The 17953-nt window shown below is 35.1% G+C and carries 18 protein-coding genes; 5 read left to right on the forward strand and 13 right to left on the reverse strand.

The features are described from left to right. Positions 1-28 precede the first annotated feature (28 nt). The gene (gene lexA / locus HMPREF0874_RS01645; protein WP_008600953.1) at positions 29-700 is read right to left on the reverse strand and encodes a transcriptional repressor LexA; all 672 of its coding nucleotides are present in this window, start codon (positions 698-700) and stop codon (positions 29-31) included. 253 nt (positions 701-953) lie between these two features. Here lexA and HMPREF0874_RS01650 point away from each other — a divergent pair, with 253 nt between their 5' ends. Continuing rightward, on the forward strand, positions 954-1262 hold the full coding sequence (locus tag HMPREF0874_RS01650; RefSeq protein ID WP_021148155.1) for a LysM domain-containing protein: 309 nt from the start codon (positions 954-956) through the stop codon (positions 1260-1262). 123 nt (positions 1263-1385) lie between these two features. Here the strand turns inward: HMPREF0874_RS01650 and HMPREF0874_RS01655 are convergent, their stop codons facing one another. Beyond that, a complete protein-coding gene (locus tag HMPREF0874_RS01655; protein WP_008600957.1) occupies positions 1386-2396 on the reverse strand; it encodes a site-specific integrase in 1011 nt (336 codons plus the stop codon). A gap of 106 nt (positions 2397-2502) precedes the next feature. On the opposite strand from HMPREF0874_RS01655, the gene HMPREF0874_RS01660 reads away from it, so the two are divergent. Beyond that, positions 2503-3849: a VanW family protein gene (locus tag HMPREF0874_RS01660; protein WP_008600959.1), complete on the forward strand. Its 1347-nt coding sequence runs from the start codon at positions 2503-2505 to the stop codon at positions 3847-3849. 193 nt (positions 3850-4042) lie between these two features. After that, positions 4043-4660: a phosphatase PAP2 family protein gene (locus HMPREF0874_RS01665; protein ID WP_008600961.1), complete on the forward strand. Its 618-nt coding sequence runs from the start codon at positions 4043-4045 to the stop codon at positions 4658-4660. A 172-nt stretch (positions 4661-4832) separates the two neighbouring features. On the opposite strand, the gene HMPREF0874_RS01670 is transcribed toward HMPREF0874_RS01665, so the two are convergent. After that, the gene (locus HMPREF0874_RS01670; protein ID WP_004697133.1) at positions 4833-6134 is read right to left on the reverse strand and encodes a hypothetical protein; all 1302 of its coding nucleotides are present in this window, start codon (positions 6132-6134) and stop codon (positions 4833-4835) included. A 210-nt stretch (positions 6135-6344) separates the two neighbouring features. Here HMPREF0874_RS01670 and HMPREF0874_RS10040 point away from each other — a divergent pair, with 210 nt between their 5' ends. Continuing rightward, positions 6345-6494 (forward strand): hypothetical protein, encoded by a 150-nt coding sequence (locus tag HMPREF0874_RS10040; RefSeq protein WP_004695850.1) that lies wholly within the window; start codon positions 6345-6347, stop codon positions 6492-6494. 107 nt (positions 6495-6601) lie between these two features. Here the strand turns inward: HMPREF0874_RS10040 and HMPREF0874_RS01675 are convergent, their stop codons facing one another. From HMPREF0874_RS01675 to HMPREF0874_RS01685, 3 genes are all read right to left on the reverse strand, one after another. After that, complete coding sequence (locus tag HMPREF0874_RS01675) at positions 6602-7345, reverse strand: DUF4241 domain-containing protein (RefSeq protein WP_004697361.1); 744 nt, start codon at positions 7343-7345, stop codon at positions 6602-6604. Position 7346: 1 nt separating this feature from the next. Beyond that, positions 7347-8255, reverse strand: coding sequence for an HAD family hydrolase (locus tag HMPREF0874_RS01680; protein ID WP_004697132.1), 909 nt, complete (start codon positions 8253-8255; stop codon positions 7347-7349). A 140-nt stretch (positions 8256-8395) separates the two neighbouring features. Continuing rightward, positions 8396-9334 carry a DUF1848 domain-containing protein gene (locus HMPREF0874_RS01685; protein ID WP_004697023.1) on the reverse strand — a complete coding sequence of 313 codons (939 nt, stop codon included), beginning with the start codon at positions 9332-9334 and terminating at the stop codon, positions 8396-8398. A 147-nt stretch (positions 9335-9481) separates the two neighbouring features. On the opposite strand from HMPREF0874_RS01685, the gene HMPREF0874_RS01690 reads away from it, so the two are divergent. Further along, complete coding sequence (locus tag HMPREF0874_RS01690) at positions 9482-10231, forward strand: class I SAM-dependent methyltransferase (protein ID WP_008600966.1); 750 nt, start codon at positions 9482-9484, stop codon at positions 10229-10231. A gap of 70 nt (positions 10232-10301) precedes the next feature. On the opposite strand, the gene HMPREF0874_RS01695 is transcribed toward HMPREF0874_RS01690, so the two are convergent. The 7 genes from HMPREF0874_RS01695 to HMPREF0874_RS01725 all read right to left on the reverse strand — a co-directional run bounded on the left by HMPREF0874_RS01695 (position 10302) and on the right by HMPREF0874_RS01725 (position 17948). After that, on the reverse strand, positions 10302-11591 hold the full coding sequence (locus HMPREF0874_RS01695) for an amidohydrolase (protein ID WP_008600968.1): 1290 nt from the start codon (positions 11589-11591) through the stop codon (positions 10302-10304). A 118-nt stretch (positions 11592-11709) separates the two neighbouring features. Beyond that, positions 11710-12954: an adenosylhomocysteinase gene (locus HMPREF0874_RS01700; RefSeq protein WP_008600970.1), complete on the reverse strand. Its 1245-nt coding sequence runs from the start codon at positions 12952-12954 to the stop codon at positions 11710-11712. Positions 12955-13127: 173 nt separating this feature from the next. Beyond that, a complete protein-coding gene (mtnA, locus tag HMPREF0874_RS01705; RefSeq protein ID WP_008600972.1) occupies positions 13128-14192 on the reverse strand; it encodes an S-methyl-5-thioribose-1-phosphate isomerase in 1065 nt (354 codons plus the stop codon). 42 nt (positions 14193-14234) lie between these two features. Further along, positions 14235-15029 carry an S-methyl-5'-thioadenosine phosphorylase gene (gene mtnP, locus HMPREF0874_RS01710; protein ID WP_008600974.1) on the reverse strand — a complete coding sequence of 265 codons (795 nt, stop codon included), beginning with the start codon at positions 15027-15029 and terminating at the stop codon, positions 14235-14237. A 109-nt stretch (positions 15030-15138) separates the two neighbouring features. Further along, positions 15139-16017: an Hsp33 family molecular chaperone HslO gene (gene hslO, locus HMPREF0874_RS01715; RefSeq protein ID WP_008600976.1), complete on the reverse strand. Its 879-nt coding sequence runs from the start codon at positions 16015-16017 to the stop codon at positions 15139-15141. A 197-nt stretch (positions 16018-16214) separates the two neighbouring features. Further along, on the reverse strand, positions 16215-16676 hold the full coding sequence (gene ribE, locus HMPREF0874_RS01720; RefSeq protein WP_004697404.1) for a 6,7-dimethyl-8-ribityllumazine synthase: 462 nt from the start codon (positions 16674-16676) through the stop codon (positions 16215-16217). A 69-nt stretch (positions 16677-16745) separates the two neighbouring features. Continuing rightward, a complete protein-coding gene (locus tag HMPREF0874_RS01725) occupies positions 16746-17948 on the reverse strand; it encodes a bifunctional 3,4-dihydroxy-2-butanone-4-phosphate synthase/GTP cyclohydrolase II (RefSeq protein WP_008600978.1) in 1203 nt (400 codons plus the stop codon). Positions 17949-17953 lie beyond the last annotated feature (5 nt).

Consider the following 17953-nt stretch of genomic DNA (forward strand, 5'->3'; position numbering starts at 1 on the left):
ACAATATGTTGCCGTTTTTTTTTGTTGCTTATATTCTATCTCGTACAAGACCGATTACAAGGCCCTCAATATGACAATCATCTACAATGATTGGATCAAAATCATCATTTTCAGGTTGTAAACGAATATGACCATTTTCTTTATAAAAACGTTTTACTGTAGCTTCATCATCAATGCGAGCAACAACAACATCGCCGTTATTAGCAGTATTTTGATGCCGCACGATAAGCATATCACCTTCATACATACCGATATTCATCATAGATTCGCCTTGAACACGTAATAAGAAACAGTCAGAATCACCAGTCAATTGAACTGGCAATGTAAGCGTGGACTCTAGGTTTTCTACTGCAGTAATAGGCATACCTGCTTGTACAGTGCCGATAAGAGGTACTTGTTTAAGTCCAGCACCTAAAAATTCAAAGTTATCAGAGCTAGACGTTTCATTACCGGCTACTGAAATAGACGGTTTAGTATCTTCTAACACAGTAATAGCACGATTTTTATTTGGATCACGTTTAATATAACCAAATTTTTCTAAAGTATTTAAGTGAGATTGAACGGTGGAAGTAGAACTTAGCCCTACATGTGTACAGATTTCACGAACTGTAGGACAACGATATTCATTATGTAATGAATCTTTTATAAATTCTAATATACGGCGCTGTTTTGTATTGATATCTGTAGCAGGGCGTCTCACGATAAACCTCCAAAGCAATCTAATGTAAAAATAATGTTAACATTTCTATGCGTAAAAAATAACTCATATCATACTATATAATAAAAACATAAGGTATTTATTTAACTTATATACCTATTATAGGCAATTTTAAAAGTTTTTGCAAACATTTGTTCTAAAACGCTTGACCGAACATTCGTTCGTGTGGTATTATAAGCATGTAAACAAACAAATGTTCTCAGATATTATGTTCGATGTAAATGTGAGGTATGAGATGAAAAATATATTGATGATGGTAGGAATGTGCTTAACAGTATTATTTGGTTATAATATGTCAAATCCTACAACAGAGGTAAATACACATAATATACGTGAAGTAAAGGTTCAAGCAGGCGATACAATGTGGGATATTGCAGCACGTACAGCTCATAAAGATATGGATGTTCGTGAAATGGTATATGCCATGAAGGAACTCAACAATATTAACGATTCTGGTGCTCTTGTACCTGGTACAGTTTTAAAGGTACCAGCAAAGAAATCTGATAGTCCAGTTAGAGCTTTGGACTATATGGCTCAAAACTAAATATATATGGGTTAATCCCACGCAAAAAAGCAGCTACTCTAACAGAGATAGCTGCTTTTTGTTATCTAATGTATGTTATTAAACGATTTATAGTTATTGTCTAAATCAACTGATTTATGATTGTTATCTAAATCGCTTTTCAAAAATTGTAGAGATAGGATTATCTACAAACTTATTTGCTTCATTGATATAACGACGAACCATATTTACACTATGATGACGAGTTTGTCGCATAATATTACGTTCTTCAACACCATAAGCTGCTGCAGTCGTTGCAAAGCCATGACGTAAACTATGAGCGCCATACATGGTCGGATCTAGACCAATAAGAGAAATATATTTCTTTACGATTTCTGCAATCATCTTATCGGATATAGCTGTTTTACGTAAAGACATATTTTTTGTAAACCCTCTAAATACAGGTCCCTCAGTAATACCAGAAGCACGTAACCATTGTTGTAAGGCTCGTACTGCATCTAACGGAGAACCAGATAAATGTGGGATAGCTACCACTGCACCTTGACCTTCTTGATCGGCCTTAGAGGATGCTACAAAGATTTCAACACCTTGTGGTGAAAATTGAAGATTTTCTACTGTAATAGCTGCAATCTCACTGCGCCGGAAAGCACCCATAAAGCCAATCAAAAGAATAGCTTTATCGCGCAATAATTGAAGTTCCGGTACATCTAGCTTAGTCATACAGTCTATAATATCTTCAATATCTTCTAACAAAACTGGGGTTTTTCCTTGTTGGAATGTTCCTTTTAATCGTCTAATACCACGTAAGGCCTGTTTAACGATAGGAGCCATACATGGATTATCTCTTTGGCCAGAAGCATTAAAATTTTCAGATATAGCACTAATACGACGTGAAATTGTATTTGCCTTTGCATAATCTGCTAGATCGTTAATATAATTTACTATTGTTTCTGGTGTAGCTGGAAAATAAGATACCTTTTGATAAGTACACCAATCTACGAAATCGTCCCAATCCGATTCGTAAGCATCAACAGTATTCTCAGCCTTAGATAACAATATGCTTTGTTTTGCTTTCATAGACAACTTTGTACTATTCATAAGCGCATCATTATTGCGCAAATAAAAATGCTTTTGTTGTTTCTTAGACTCTGACATAATTCACCCTTACCCATAAAATATTAATATAATTGTACCATAGATTAGATCTTTATATGCTATAATTAGAGAATATAATAAATAATTCGGGAGCGTTTACGAATACATGACGAAGAAATACATATTAGTAGGAACAGTACTTGTTCTTTTGGGTACAAGTGGTTGCTCATACATTCCAACAGAAAATATTTCTTATGGTGTATATTATAATGATACAGATCTATCAAATACACCAAAGAACGAATTACAAGCACGTTTACAAGAGGTGAATGATAAGATACCTCAGACTATATCTATCGATATGGGAAATAATAAAAAACAACAGGCCACATATCATGATTTAGGTATTCAATTCGATACAGAGGCTATGGTAAAAGCTATTTCCACATACGGCTATGAGGATGATATGTGGACAGTATTGTCACATAGATTTAATGGTTTATTTTATGGTCATCATTTTAAACCACAATATAAGTTAGACGAAGTAAAAGGCAAAACATATCTCACTGAGTTAGCAAAAACAATAGATACACCTGGTCATGATGCCTATCTTACTGTTGAAAATGGACAAGTAGTAATACATCCGTCAAAAGAAGGCAAACGTATTGATATCGATGCTACCTTGAAAAAGCTAAAAGATGATCTACAGATTAGCGATAGTATAAATTCTCTTTCTATGGTATTTACTACGCAGAATACGGTAAAAGTTACTGATACTGATCTAAAACCTTTAAATACTGTATTAGCATCTTTCACAACGGAGTATAATCCAAGTAATGAAAGCAGAACACATAATATCCAATTAGCTTCTGATAAGATAAATGGTACACTCATTAAGCCCGGTGCACAATTCTCTTTTAACGATGTTGTAGGCGAACGTACTGCAGAAGCTGGCTATGATGATGCGCCTGTTATGATTGATGGCAAATTAGTTCCAGGCATTGGTGGCGGTATTTGCCAAGTAAGTTCTACTATTTTTAATACAGCTTTATTATCTGGTATGAATATTGTTGAACGTACACCTCATTTTGAACCAGTTGGATATATTCAAGCTGGTAGAGATGCTACGGTAGCTTGGGGCTATTTAGACTTTAAGTTTAGAAATCCGTACCAACATTCTATTTATATCTTAAGTGTTATGAATAATGGAACCTTAACTATTTACATTATAGGTACAGCTGAAGATAAACCAAAAAATGTATCTATCTCTGTAGGCGATTATGGTGAGATTCCAAATAAAACAATAACTAAGGTAGATCCATCTTTAAAAGAAAAAGAGGTACAAGAGGGCCATGTAGGCTTAAAAATGAATACGTATAGAACCATTACATATGGTAACTGGGTTACTCAAACTGATTCCTTTGAGTCTGTATATGACCCTGTAGATACGATTATTACAATGCCTGCAACACCTGAAGCGCCACCTAAGAAAACAGATAAAAAGAAATCATAACTATAGCTTTTATGAAATATAGCCTAAACTATTGACCATTGTATATAAATAGTTTAGGCTATTATTTGGGCTGTAAATGAGAAATCATTATATACGTAAATAAATTAGTATAGATTAATTATTAAAATAAAAAGCATAATAAGACATTCTCAATAATTATCATTTAGGAAAAAGTAGACTAGAAGAGGAATTTATGGACACAATTTTACAATTTGATCACTCTTTAATTTTCTATGTACATGAACATTTTGTATATAGTTTTTTAACACCAATTATGGCATTTATTTCAAAAATTACAAGCAATGGCGCATTATGGATTATTATAGCATTATTATTAATGCTACAAAAAAAATACCGTGTTTTAGGCGTAGCGATTATTATTGCTTTAGGATTTGTATTTATAATTGGCGACCAAGGTTTAAAACCAAATGTAGCTAGATTAAGACCATTTGTTGATTTTCCAAATGTAACGGTACCGTTGGAATCTGCACTACCAAAAGCTACAAGCTATTCATTCCCATCAGGTCATAGCTTTGGTTCATTCGCATCAGCCATGACTATTTACCTAGGCTTAGGCCAAATAGCACCTCAGAAGCGATATTTAGGGATTTTAGCATTGTTAGGTTCAATAGTAGTAGCATTCTCTAGAGTTTACTTATTTGCACATTATCCAACAGATGTATTAACAGGTTTAGTATTAGGAATCATCGTAGGATTCATTGCTTGGAAGTTAGCAAGAATCGGCTGGAACTGGTGGACTAACCGCCATAATGATGTAGAATATGAACCATACACATTTAAACGTAAATAAGCAAAAAACTATATAACACAAGAGATTGGGCCATTTAGGCCCAATTTTTGGCATTAAATTACTTCCGATAATATATCGTTATCGGAAGTAATTTGTGTTCAAAACAAAAACTAGCCTATAAGTCTATAAGCTAGTTTATTTTAGTTAATCAAAATAATCAGTAAAAAATTAATTATTTATCATATGAATCTATTTCTTTTATATATTCCGCTAACTCAGGTTCATCAATAGTAACTTTATCAAACTTAGGTTCAATAATTATATTACCGTTATAATCCATTAGGCCATATTTCCCTTTAGATTTATAAACAAATAAAGCTTTATAAAATGATGTTATATCGTCATCATAATGTGGTAATTTAAATAATTTATAACCTGAGTTTGTATCAATTACATATTTTATTTTATCATAAGTTGCTGTAGTAACTTTATTTAATACATAATTAGGCTTTGATGTATCTATACTATCAAAAACATCAGCATAAAATACACCTGAACTAGCATTAAAAATACTATTACCATATGAATCTTTCAAAATAAAGCTACGATCACTTAATCTTTCATAAGAATAGTTATTCGTAGCAACTATAGTTTGATCTAATGAGTCTACAATACCATACCTATTATTTTCATCAGTCACAACAAAGTACTTAAACTCTTTACCTAAATGTTTTATAGATTTATATTTAGGAGGAATAACGATTATATTATCCTTTGTCTTCATACCATATAAAGTATTACCTTTATCATCTACTTCTGAAAATAAATCATAAACATCTGATGGAGCTCTACTATAAAAATTCTCATCAGAATATGAATCACCTCCCGCACCATCATTATTACGTATTTCTATATAATCATTACTGTTAATAAGGTCTATAGCTTCATCAACACTAAGTAAAACACCATTTTCTGTAAGATATTTTGTATAATCATCTATAGTATATAATTTATAAAGATATTTTTTATCTTTTCTAGACCAATATTTTGTAATACTCTCTTTGATACTTCTAATAGGACTATCAATAATTGGATTGCCGCTTACTCTATTATATACATACCAATATTCTCCTTTTTTACCTAATATTATAGTATCACTTAAATCATCATAATCAGTAATAACATCATTAATAGCATATGTACCATCTAAGTTTAATAATTTAAAGCCCCCATTAGTGAAAGCTTTAGCAAATTTATAATAGAACTCATATTCATACCCTACTGGTAAATAGGCTAGTTCAACTAAATTTACATATCGTTTTTGACCATTTTCATAAAATGATCCATATACATAGTTATTATTATATCCTTTTATATACTCCACATGTAAGTTATCATATGGGCCCAATATCCATTGTCCTTTTTCATCAACAATGGTATTGCCAGTTTGGGATTCTAATGTAATATATTCTTTTGCAGCTATTATATTACATGCAACCAATGCTATTGCAAAGCTTAATATAAACTTTCTCATAAAGCACTCCATTACACAACACATCAATAGTTGATTTCATATTAACATATTTATATTCTTTAAATAAACTATACTTTTCATATTCTTAATTATTCTATATGCCAATAAAGTATTATTATTACATAAAATTTATATTGAATTTTTTAGAATCAGATTGTAAAATAGTAATATAAATTATCTGATTTACTCATACTCTTATGGAGGAATTTTATGTGCTGGTGTGATATTGTAAGTAAAGCCAAAATTGGCGGTTTAAAACATTTAGGAAATGGCATGGAGAGTTCTTTAAGATTTCTTGCTGAAATGGTTGTTGGTTTAAGTATTATTCGCGTGTTAGTTAACTGGGTTTTTGGTATCTAATTTCTCAGATGAATATAAACATATTAATAGGCGCTTAGTTATCTAAGCGCCTTATTTTTATATATTTTGATTTATAAAATTAGTTCCTTAACTATACACCCAGTGTATTATTCATATGCTTCGCTACAATCAATGTATTCCATAATAATTTGACAGATTTGACCATCTTTATCAAATGCCCAGTATACTGGATATAAACCATCACCAAATCCAGATTGAATCATCGGTACTGTCAATTCTGTATCAGGAATTGTAAAGTTAATCCAATCACCTTTAGAACGTTGGTATTGTGGATAGGCCATAGCATTTAATTGGAATAAATCACTATAATAGTCATCGTATATATTTTTTTCAGGATAGTTTATATGCCATTGTTCATAAAACTTATTATATGTTTCAATTGTTTGTGCATCTACAATTGTAGCTAAACCCGAATCTACAGGAAATCCAATATAGGTATCTCCATCATCTAAATCGGTTAAGTCCTCTGTCCCTTTTAATGCTAATTCATAGTATACAGGCTCATTGCCACTAAAAACAACTCGACTAGCTACATAACGATACTCATTTGGTTCCATTTCAATTATCTTAGTCTCTAACAAATACGTACCTGGTGTTACCTGTCTAAGATATGTATCTGGTTTGCTTGGCAATGTTACTAGAGGATCACAACACGTAATATAACCTGTTGGAAAATTTACCGTCCACATAGGTAATGTGTGTAACGGAAATCCTTTTAACTCCTTTCGGTTAAATAAATCGTGATATGGTACGGTAGGTTTTAATTTACCTTCAGAACCTAATCTGTTAAAGGTTTGAATCCATTCGCTAGTTAATTTAGATTGTTCCATATTACTCCTCGGCTTCGTATTTACAATGAATATATTCGCCTTCTAATACTTCATAGGCTGCGGTTTTACGAATAATTTGCTTCACTAAGGTATCTAGTTTTGAACCATTAGAATAGTCTGCAGGTGCATAATAACGGATACGATGATGACGCATCATCTTATATACCTTTTCTTTATCCTTCTTAAATGGATCATAAACACCTATAGAATGACCTCCATTAGCGTTCACAAGACTCATACAAGGAATATCTGTATCGCTATCCCCAATATAAATCATGTTACGGAACGGCACACGTTGATTTTCAGGCTTAATGTAATCATTAACACCAGTATCATTAATATCGAGAATTCCTTTTTGAATGCGGAACAAAAATTGTGTCTTATTCGTATAGTTAATGGCTTGTGCGGGCCAAACAGCTACACCTTTATCATCGAACATAAATGCACTGGCATAGATTTTGGTGAAAGCCCCCTCTTTTGCCATTTCAGTGCCTTCGATCATTTCTTTTAAGCCAGACGAAATAATATAATGTTCAATCTTAACGCCTTGTTCTAAGCCATATTGACAAATGCGTTCAAACCAAGTCCGTACCCCTTCGTATAATTCTACTTGATTGCCGTATTCCATGAGCTTATCTTTTGTTACATAGAAATGGCCTACTGCTTCTTGAATCATTTTGTACATATAGGCTAAGTTATTATCCATATCATGTTTTTTAGCCAATTGATTTGATTCATGCCAAAATTGTTTGATTTGCTCTTCGTTATAGCCTACCGATTGAATAAAACCTTGTGCCTGCATATCGTCAGGGGTTAATGTCTTATCAAAGTCATAACACATTGCTAACACGGGCATAGACGAGTCAGGTGATAGTAAATTATCTTTACTATCTTTCTTATACGTTATCATAAATGCACCTCCTTTTAAACTAAACAAAAAATACATTTACACTCTCTTATATTCCTGAGATACCTGCTTGACAACCCCTTTGGTATCTATTTTACACGATAAGTCAATTCATTTAATTTAGTAATTCCTCGTAATTCTCTCTAAAATAAGCTATCCTGTGTTACAGTTTCGTTTATAATCCAGCTCTTTTCCGTACTTTCTTTAATAATTTCTCTTTTTGAAAGTCTTCCAATAAGTAAACTAGAATTTGGATCATGATGTAAACGATTATATCGAACCACCGCTCGATTAGTATTAGCATAACAATAACGACAAAAGTGGCTACAGCTATCGTAGGCACCAATATCACCATGTAAATAACAATTACATTCTGGTCGTGCTGGCGCGCGTTTAGGTGCTTTTAATTTTATATTCCAGGCACTTTCATAACAATCTAAGGTTAAACACCCCTCTGTATCAGCACCAAGCTCTTTAAAGATAACTCCTTCTCCACAGGTTTTAAGATTCATATGATTGGAATGAGCTATGGAAACAAATTCTTTAATGATCTTAGTTTGAATATCTAAACTTGGTCTATATCCTTCTGGAAAATTCTGAACCACCTTATCAAATATATCTAAAAAGCTAACAACAACTGTATCTGTATAACCTTTAAGGGCTTGAGCCATTTTGTAAAAGCTTTCACAATGAAAATCAACGGTATATTCATTAGTTAAAATGATAGGATCATAGCGCCACACCATAGATTGAGAATTAAGCTGTTTAGAAATATGTTTAAATCCTTCTATAACAGACGCATAAGTTGGCACGTAGGGTTCAATATCGGTTCCATAAGGCGTTATAGTCATATGCCAGTATTGTCTGTAATCAACAATTTCATTTAGTAGTGGAATAAACGGTAAAGGATTCTTTGTACAGAATGCAATACCATCTACCACCTCTTGATTAATTGGATACCGTGTCACCTGTAGGGGATTATAAGGGTTACGAACATCTACAAAACCTTCACGTATACGATTGATTAGCCATTGCCCATAAAAAGCAGGAATATCTGTACGTTGTCCAGTCTGTAATATCATAGCCCTGCCCTTTCCTTAAAATAAAACATAGAAGTATTATATCATACCTCATAGTTAGTATTTATGGAATTAATGTGATTTTTGCTGTATAGTTCGTTATTATTTTATGATACTATAAATACTATAGAATATGAGGAGAACTAAATTATGAATGATACTTTTGAACGCAACCATCCTATGAAGGATGATAAAGAATTTATTACAGCCTATTGGGCAGATCGATCTCACGATTTTGGCGCTTTACGTGCAAAAGAATTAGAAAGTCCCAAACTAAAATTATGGAGAGAAGAATTAACTTGTCATATATTTGATTCTGATAGATCTTTACGAATATTGGATATTGGATGTGGAGCCGGCTTTTTTAGTATTATACTATCTCAGCTTGGTCATACAGTGCATGGCATTGATATTACACCTAATATGATAGATGAGGCAAATCAACTAGCAGAGTCCCTCGATTGTGATGCAACCTTTTCTGTGATGGATGCAGAGAATCTAGGATTTGATACTAATACCTTTGATATCGTTGTGGCCAGAAATGTAACGTGGAATTTACCCCATCCTGACAAAGCCTATGCCGAATGGTTTCGCGTCATTCGCCCAGGCGGTTTGATTTTAAACTATGATGCGGAACATGCTCGTAATCATCATAATGTACCACAATCTGTTCATCATGCCCATGAACATGTAAGCAACGAATTAAAAGAACGGTGTCATAACATTTATCATATGCTCGACATTTCGTCTTATACACGACCTCAATGGGATAAAGAACTACTTACTAAATTAGGTGCTAGTTCTGTTACCATTGATCTAACTGTAGGTCCGCGTATTTACAATGAGGAAGACGAGTTTTATATTCCTGTACCCATGTTCTTGGTGAAAGCAATTAAATAAATCTATATAATATATAACACAAAACCCACTCTATGATTATCATGAGTGGGTTTTGTGTTTAGATTGACTGCTAATTACTAAAATATACCTGAGCTTTATCAATCTCTGCCCGTAGTTTTTCTTCATCAATTGTAAGCAGTTCTTTGTCTTTCATAAGAACTTTACCACCCACAATTGTAGTATTTACATCGGAGCTATTAGCAGAGTATACAAGAGCTGCTAAATCATTGTAACGAGGCATCCAGTGCATACCAGATACATCATATAGCACGATATCTGCACGATAGCCTTTATCTAATACACCAAGATCTGTATATCCCAATGCTTTTGCACCTTCTACAGTGCCCATGTTCCATGCGGCTTGAGCAGGAATAGCCTTTGGATCATAAAGACGTGCTTTATGTAATGTTGCTGCAAGACGTACTTCTTCAAGCATATCAGCATTATTATTAGAAGCGGAGCCATCTGTACCAAGACCAACCGTAATACCTTTGGCAATCATTTCAGGTACTGGTGCAATACCGCTAGCTAATTTTAAATTAGATTGTGGGTTATGAGCTACGGCTACATTATTTTCAGACATAATAGCCATATCTTCGTCTGTCACATGAACGCAGTGTGCGGCTAAGGTAGTATTCCAGAATAAACCTAAATCATGCATATGCGCAATTGGTGTCTTACCAGTAGCTTTCATAACAGTCTCCACTTCTCCTTTTGTTTCGGACAAGTGCATATGAATACCACAATTTAATTCATGAGATAAGGCAATCACCTTTTCCATATAATCATCAGGGCAAGTATATGGTGCATGTGGTCCAAGCAATACTTTGATGCGGTCATTATCAAAGCCGTTCCAAGTGCGGAATAAGTCAGCATTTTCAACTAATGCTTGATCTGCTGTTGGGGATACACCGGCTAAGCCACGTGACAATACAGAGCGAATACCTGTTTCTTTTACCACCTCAGCAGTAGTATTCATAAAGAAATACATATCGCTAAATGTAGTGGTGCCAGTGCGCAACATTTCAGCAATACCGAGTTGTGTGCCGTACCGTACATAATCGTCATTTAATTTTGCTTCTGTTGGCCAAATAGCCGTTTCAAGCCATTCCATAAGCTCAAGATCATCTGCATAGTTTCTAAATAGACCCATCGCAATATGAGTATGTGTATTTATAAAACCTGGCGTAGCCAATTGACCTTTACCGTCTAGTACTTCCTTAGCAGAGTCTTTTACCTTTTCGGCTTCACTATCGTTTAAAATAGCTGTAATATAACCATTATTAATTTCAATGGCATGATTTTTTAAAACCCCCTCATCGGTGAGGACGTCTACATGAGTAATCAATAATTCAGACATAGTCTTCCCTCATAGGTATAACCGAGCCATAATAGCTCGGTTATATTTGTTTAATTTGAAAGCTAGTATAGTTTAGATACAAAATGTATTACAGAAACCATTATATTTCAATACAGTATTAGTTTACTTTTGTTAGATAATCGATTTGTTCTTGTGTTAAAGAATCTAAGTCATAGCCCATGGAGTTCAACTTAAGTTTAGCGATTTCCACATCTAATTCATGAGGCAATACGTATACTTTTGGATCCATTTCTTTACCGTTTTTCAAGATATACTCTGCAGCAAGGGCTTGCATAGCAAAAGACAAGTCCATAATTTCTGCAGGGTGACCATCGCCAGCTGCAAGGTTTACTAGACGGCCTTCAGCCAATACATAGAGTTTACGACCATCAGACATAGTATAGCCTTCGATGTTTTGGCGAACCCTTTCGTGGCTTACAGCAAGTTCAGTAAGATCAGAAACATTCACTTCGCAGTCAAAGTGACCAGCATTACATAAGATAGCTTTATCTTTCATCACTTTGTAATGCTCTTTTACAATAACATCTTTACAACCTGTTACAGTACAGAAGATATCCCCAACCTTAGCGGCTTCAATCATAGGCAATACCTTGAAACCATCAAATACAGCCTCTATAGCTTTAATTGGATCTACTTCAGTTACATATACGTGTGCACCAAGGCCTTTTGCGCGCATTGCAACGCCTTTACCACACCAGCCATAACCAGCAACAACAACGTTCTTACCTGTTACAGTCAAGTTCGTAGTGCGCATGATACCATCCCAAACGGACTGACCTGTACCATAGCGATTATCGAAAAGATATTTACAGTAAGAGTCATTTACAGCAATCATAGGGAATGTTAATTGTTTAGCGTTCTCTAATGCATATAAACGATGTACACCTGTTGTGGTTTCTTCACTCCCCCCTAACAAACGTTCTTTTGCATCTTGACGTGTAGTATGCAATAGATTTACTAAATCACCACCATCATCAATGATAATATGTGGTTTATGATCAAGTGCTTTATGGAGGAAGTTAAAATATTCTTCATCAGTACAATCGTACCAAGCATATACAGTAATGCCCATATCTACAAGACCTGCAGCTACATCGTCTTGTGTAGACAACGGATTGGAGCCCGTTACAATTACATCTGCACCACCGCATTTTAATACAGTCGCAAGGTATGCTGTTTTTGCTTCCAAGTGAACACTAACAACAATTGTTTGGCCTTTGAAAGTTTGTTCTGCTTCAAAACGGTCACCTAATGTGTTTAATGTAGGCATAAAGTTAGAAACCCAATCAATTTTTTTGCGACCTTCTGTTGCTAAATTTATATCTCTAATTAAAGATTGCATAATATCTCCTTTTACTCATACAAGTAGATACAATAAAATAAATAGTTGATAGTAAATCTACTTAGATTTATTGATACTATATAATTTTGTTAATATCGTTGTAGATACTTACTTATATAGATAATATATTGCTTATATAGAATGCTTAATAAGCTAATCATTAAGATAATAGACTATTTAGATTCTACAATCTGGCGTAGCTTACCAATTGACTCTTCATAATTTGGAGTCAATACTCCCTCTTCGGTGATAATCGCTGTTACAAGTTCATGAGGTGTTACATCGAATGCAGGATTAAGTACACCAATACCACTAGGGGCTATTTGAACACCGTGTAAAGCTGTTACTTCATCATCATTGCGCATCTCAATAGGAATATCTCCACCATTTTCCAGAGTAAAGTCAAATGTACTATAAGGAGCGGCTACATAGAACGGAATATTGTGGAAATTAGCTAGTACGGCCACACCATAGGTACCAATTTTATTGGCTACATCTCCTTTTGTAGTGATGCGGTCAGCACCGACGATAACAGCATCAATTAATCCATGTTGCATCGCATAGGCTGCCATATTATCTGTTTCAAGAGTAATAGGAATACCCTCCTCGTGAAGTTCAAAGGCTGTGAGTCGAGCACCTTGTAATAATGGACGTGTTTCATCAGCATACACGCGTTCCAGTTGTCCATTTTCATGTAATTTACGAACAACACCAAGTGCTGTTCCTAGACCACCTGTAGCTAGTGCACCCGCATTACAATGAGTTAAGATGCGAATATTCTTTTTACCTTCAAATAATGTAGAACCTGCTTCGGCCATACGTCTATTCAAAGACACATCTTCTTCGTGAATGATAATAGCCTCTTTTGTAATGAGGTCTACTACTTCACTCATTGAGGACATACTGTCAACATTAGTTTTCACAAGAGAAATGACACGATCTACAGCCCAAGCTAAGTTGATTGCCGTAGGGCGAGTTTCTTTTAAGATCTCACTAAACTCATACAAGCTTGTAAGTTGTTCACTAAATGGCGCCTCTAAACGTCCTGCTTCCATAGCAGCTAAAATGAGACCATAACTAGCAGCTACGCCAATAGCAGGTGCGCCACGAACGCGAAGCATTTTAATAGCTTCGGCCACTTGGCGCCAATCTGTACAGTGAACGTATGTAATTTCAGTAGGCAATTTAGTTTGATCTAATAGTATCAGCGTATCTTTACGCCATTCAATATTAATCATAACTTCTCCTTCGATGAACTATTGTGTATCATTATGAGTTGATTATAGTTTAAAACCACCATATTCATGCATGCGATTATGAGCATCATAATGAGCATCCACATCGATTGCATCAATAGCTCCTAAGATAAGAGATTTTAGTTGAGCCGCCATATTGCCCATCATTTCTACAACTTCCGCATGTGTCAAAGCAGATTCAGAAATACCTGCTGCATAGTTGGTAATCATAGAGATCGTAGCATATGCCATTTCAGCTTCATTCGCTAAATTTACTTCTGGTACATTTGTCATACCTACTGTATCGCCACCGAGCATGTGGAACATTTTGATTTCTGCAGGAGTCTCAAAACGAGGGCCTTCAGTACATACATAGGTACCGCCATTGTGTATCGTAAGGCCTTGTTCCGTACCTACCTTTTGAAGAATATTACGCAATTCAGGGCAGTATGGATTTGTTACATCAAGATGTGCCACTGGACGGTCCCCACCTTCATAAAACGTAGTGATGCGGTTCTTTGTGAAATCTAAGAATTGATCAGTCAAAACAAAATGACCTGGCTTAAAGTTCTCATTTAAAGAACCTACTGCTGTCGTGGAGATAATAAATGTAACGCCTAGTTTTTTGAGGCCCCAAATATTAGCACGATAGTTAATTTTGTGTGGAGGAATTGTATGATCTTTGCCGTGACGAGCTACAAAGATTACAGTTTTCCCGTGGTATGTACCTTGTACATAATCTATTTCACCATATGGTGTCACTAAGGATTCTTCATGAATATTTTCAAAGATGGACGGATCATAAACACCAGTACCACCAATTACGCCAATTGCACTCATTGTGACCTCCTATTATTAATAACTCTATCTTTTATTTTCTCATAGAATAGAAAAACAGGCTATAGGAAAAACCTAGTAGCCTGTATTTTTTCTACATATTATAAAGTTTTTATTGAATTGGACCTTTTGGGATGAACATATCTTGTAACTCTTCACGTGTGAAATGATATTTTTCATTACAATAATGGCAAACAAGCTCTGTTACGTCATCTTCCAAAATAGCATTCTTATCTTCTTCACGTAATGTCATTAGCACACTGGCAAAGCGATCACGACCACAACGACATTGGAAATGAATTGGTTCATTATATACTTCATTCACAGTTAAACCATCGAGAACGCGTTCCATAAGACCTTTACCATCTGGGTTTGCTTTCAAATATTCTGTAATAGGACCAAGTTCATTAATATTCTTTTCTACTTGTGCTAATGCTTCATCTGTAGCATCCGGTAAGGCTTGTACGATAAAACCTCCAGCTACAACTGTATGGTAATCTGGATCTACTAATACACCTAAACTAATCGTAGACGGTACTTGTTCAGATGCATATAAATAATATGCCAAATCCTCTGCTACTTCACCACTTTGAATCGGGCTTGTAGAAGTATAGTCTTGCGCTAACTGCGTGAAACGAGTCACTTGCACTTCCCCATTATGACCTACGGCAGCACCAACATCTAGCTTACCAGCATGCTTTAAAGGTACATCAACATGTGGATCATCTACATAGCCTCGAACCGTATTATCAGAGAATGCATCTACGTGAACTACACCTAGTGGACCATCACCTTTAATACGAAGACTTACGTTTTCATGGTTTTTAAAATCACCAGCTAATAAAATAGCTCCCGTCATAGCACGACCTAAAGCAGCTGTTGCTACAGGCCATAAATCATGACGTACACGAGCTGTTTCAACTGTATCGGTTGTTACAGCTAAAGACATACGAACCCCTTCTCGGGTTGTAAAACGTTTTATATAATCCATTCTATCATTCCTTATTTCTACTTATTTTATTAAGGTATTACTTTTATATTGCTTATATAGTATATCATGTCAAATATTTAACTTTCAATAATAGAGAATATATGTTCGTCTAGTCTGATTTAAAGTTAAAAGAACATATTTTCGATGATATAAAAACACTCAGTACCATAAGATACTGAGTGTTATATATACAATTCTTAGATTTGATCGATAAGGTTAACCATTTCGATTGCACCCATCGCACAATCATAACCTTTATTACCCGCTTTTGTACCTGCGCGTTCGATAGCTTGCTCAATGTTTTCAGTAGTTACTACACCAAACATAACAGGAATACCAGTTTCCAAAGATACATGTGCGATACCTTTAGCTACTTCGTTGCATACATAATCATAATGAGTAGTGGCCCCACGAATAACAGCACCTACACAAATAACTGCATCATAACGACCAGATAAAGCTGCTTTCTTAGCAATCAAAGGAATCTCATAAGCACCTGGAACCCAAATTACTGTAATATCCTCTTGTTTAACATCGTGACGAAGTAAACAATCTTCAGCGCCTCCGATTAATTTAGATGTAATGAACTCGTTGAAACGAGAACCGATAATAGCAAATTTCTTACCAGTACCTAATAAGTTACCTTCTTGAACCATCATTATGTTGACCTCCTCTATTCCATCTAAGGAAATATATATGTAACGACCGAGTTATATGGTGAAAGTTAATTAGTCTTCTAACATATGACCCATTTTTTCTTCTTTTGTTTTTAAATAACCTGCATTAAATTTATTTGCAGCAATGATGAGTGGTACACGGCTAGTTACATTGATTCCCCAATGTTCTAAGCCATGACGCTTTTCGGGATTGTTAGTTAATAAGCGGATGCTTTTAATACCCAAGAAACGGATAATTTGAGCTGCTAAGGAGTATTCACGCATATCTGCAGGGAAGCCTAATTGTTCATTTGCTTCTACTGTATCAAGGCCCTGTTCTTGTAATGCATAGGCTTTAATTTTATTGGTCAAACCAATGCCACGGCCCTCTTGTCGCATATATACAACAACGCCTTTGCCTTCTTTTTCAATAGCGCGCAACGCATTGTCTAATTGTTCGCCACAATCACAGCGCTTAGAACCAAATACATCGCCTGTTAAACATTCGGAATGAATACGTACAAGTACATCGCTACAATCTTGAACATTGCCCTTTACGATAGCTAAATGTTCTTTATGATCTAATTCATTTTTAAATACAAAGATATTAAAATCTCCAAATTTAGTAGGCAGTTTAGAGCAAGCACCAAGATCAACCATATCTTCATGTTGTTTACGATATTCAATAAGTTCTGCTACAGAAGCAATTTTCAAGTCATGCTCCTTAGCAAATTTCATAAGATCTGGCAAACGGGCCATATCGCCATCGTCTTTAGTAATTTCACAAATAACGGCAGCCTCTTGTAATCCTGCTAGGCGACAAAGGTCGATAGAAGCCTCAGTATGACCTTGACGTACCAATACGCCGCCCTCTTTATATACAAGTGGAAATACGTGCCCTGGACGACGGAAATCTAGAGGTTTCGCATTAGGATCTAATAGTTTTTGAATTGTATAAGCACGCTCTGCAGGAGATACGCCTGTTGTAGTATCTACATGATCCACAGTCACAGTAAAAGCAGTTTCATGGTTATCAGTATTTTTGGTAACCATTGCAGGGATGCCAAGTTTTTCTAACGCTTCTCGACGCATAGGTGTACATACAATACCACGGGCGTATTTAACCATGAAGTTAATGTTTTCTTGCGTCGCAAACTCTGCAGCAATGATAAGATCGCCTTCGTTTTCACGGCTTTCATCATCAACAATAATAACAGGTTTACCAGCTTTAAGGTCTTGTAAGACCTCATTAATAGAATGTAATTGTTCGCTCATAGGAA

This window comes from Veillonella sp. 6_1_27 (genome assembly GCF_000163735.1).
In the GTDB taxonomy this organism is placed as follows: domain Bacteria; phylum Bacillota; class Negativicutes; order Veillonellales; family Veillonellaceae; genus Veillonella; species Veillonella parvula_A.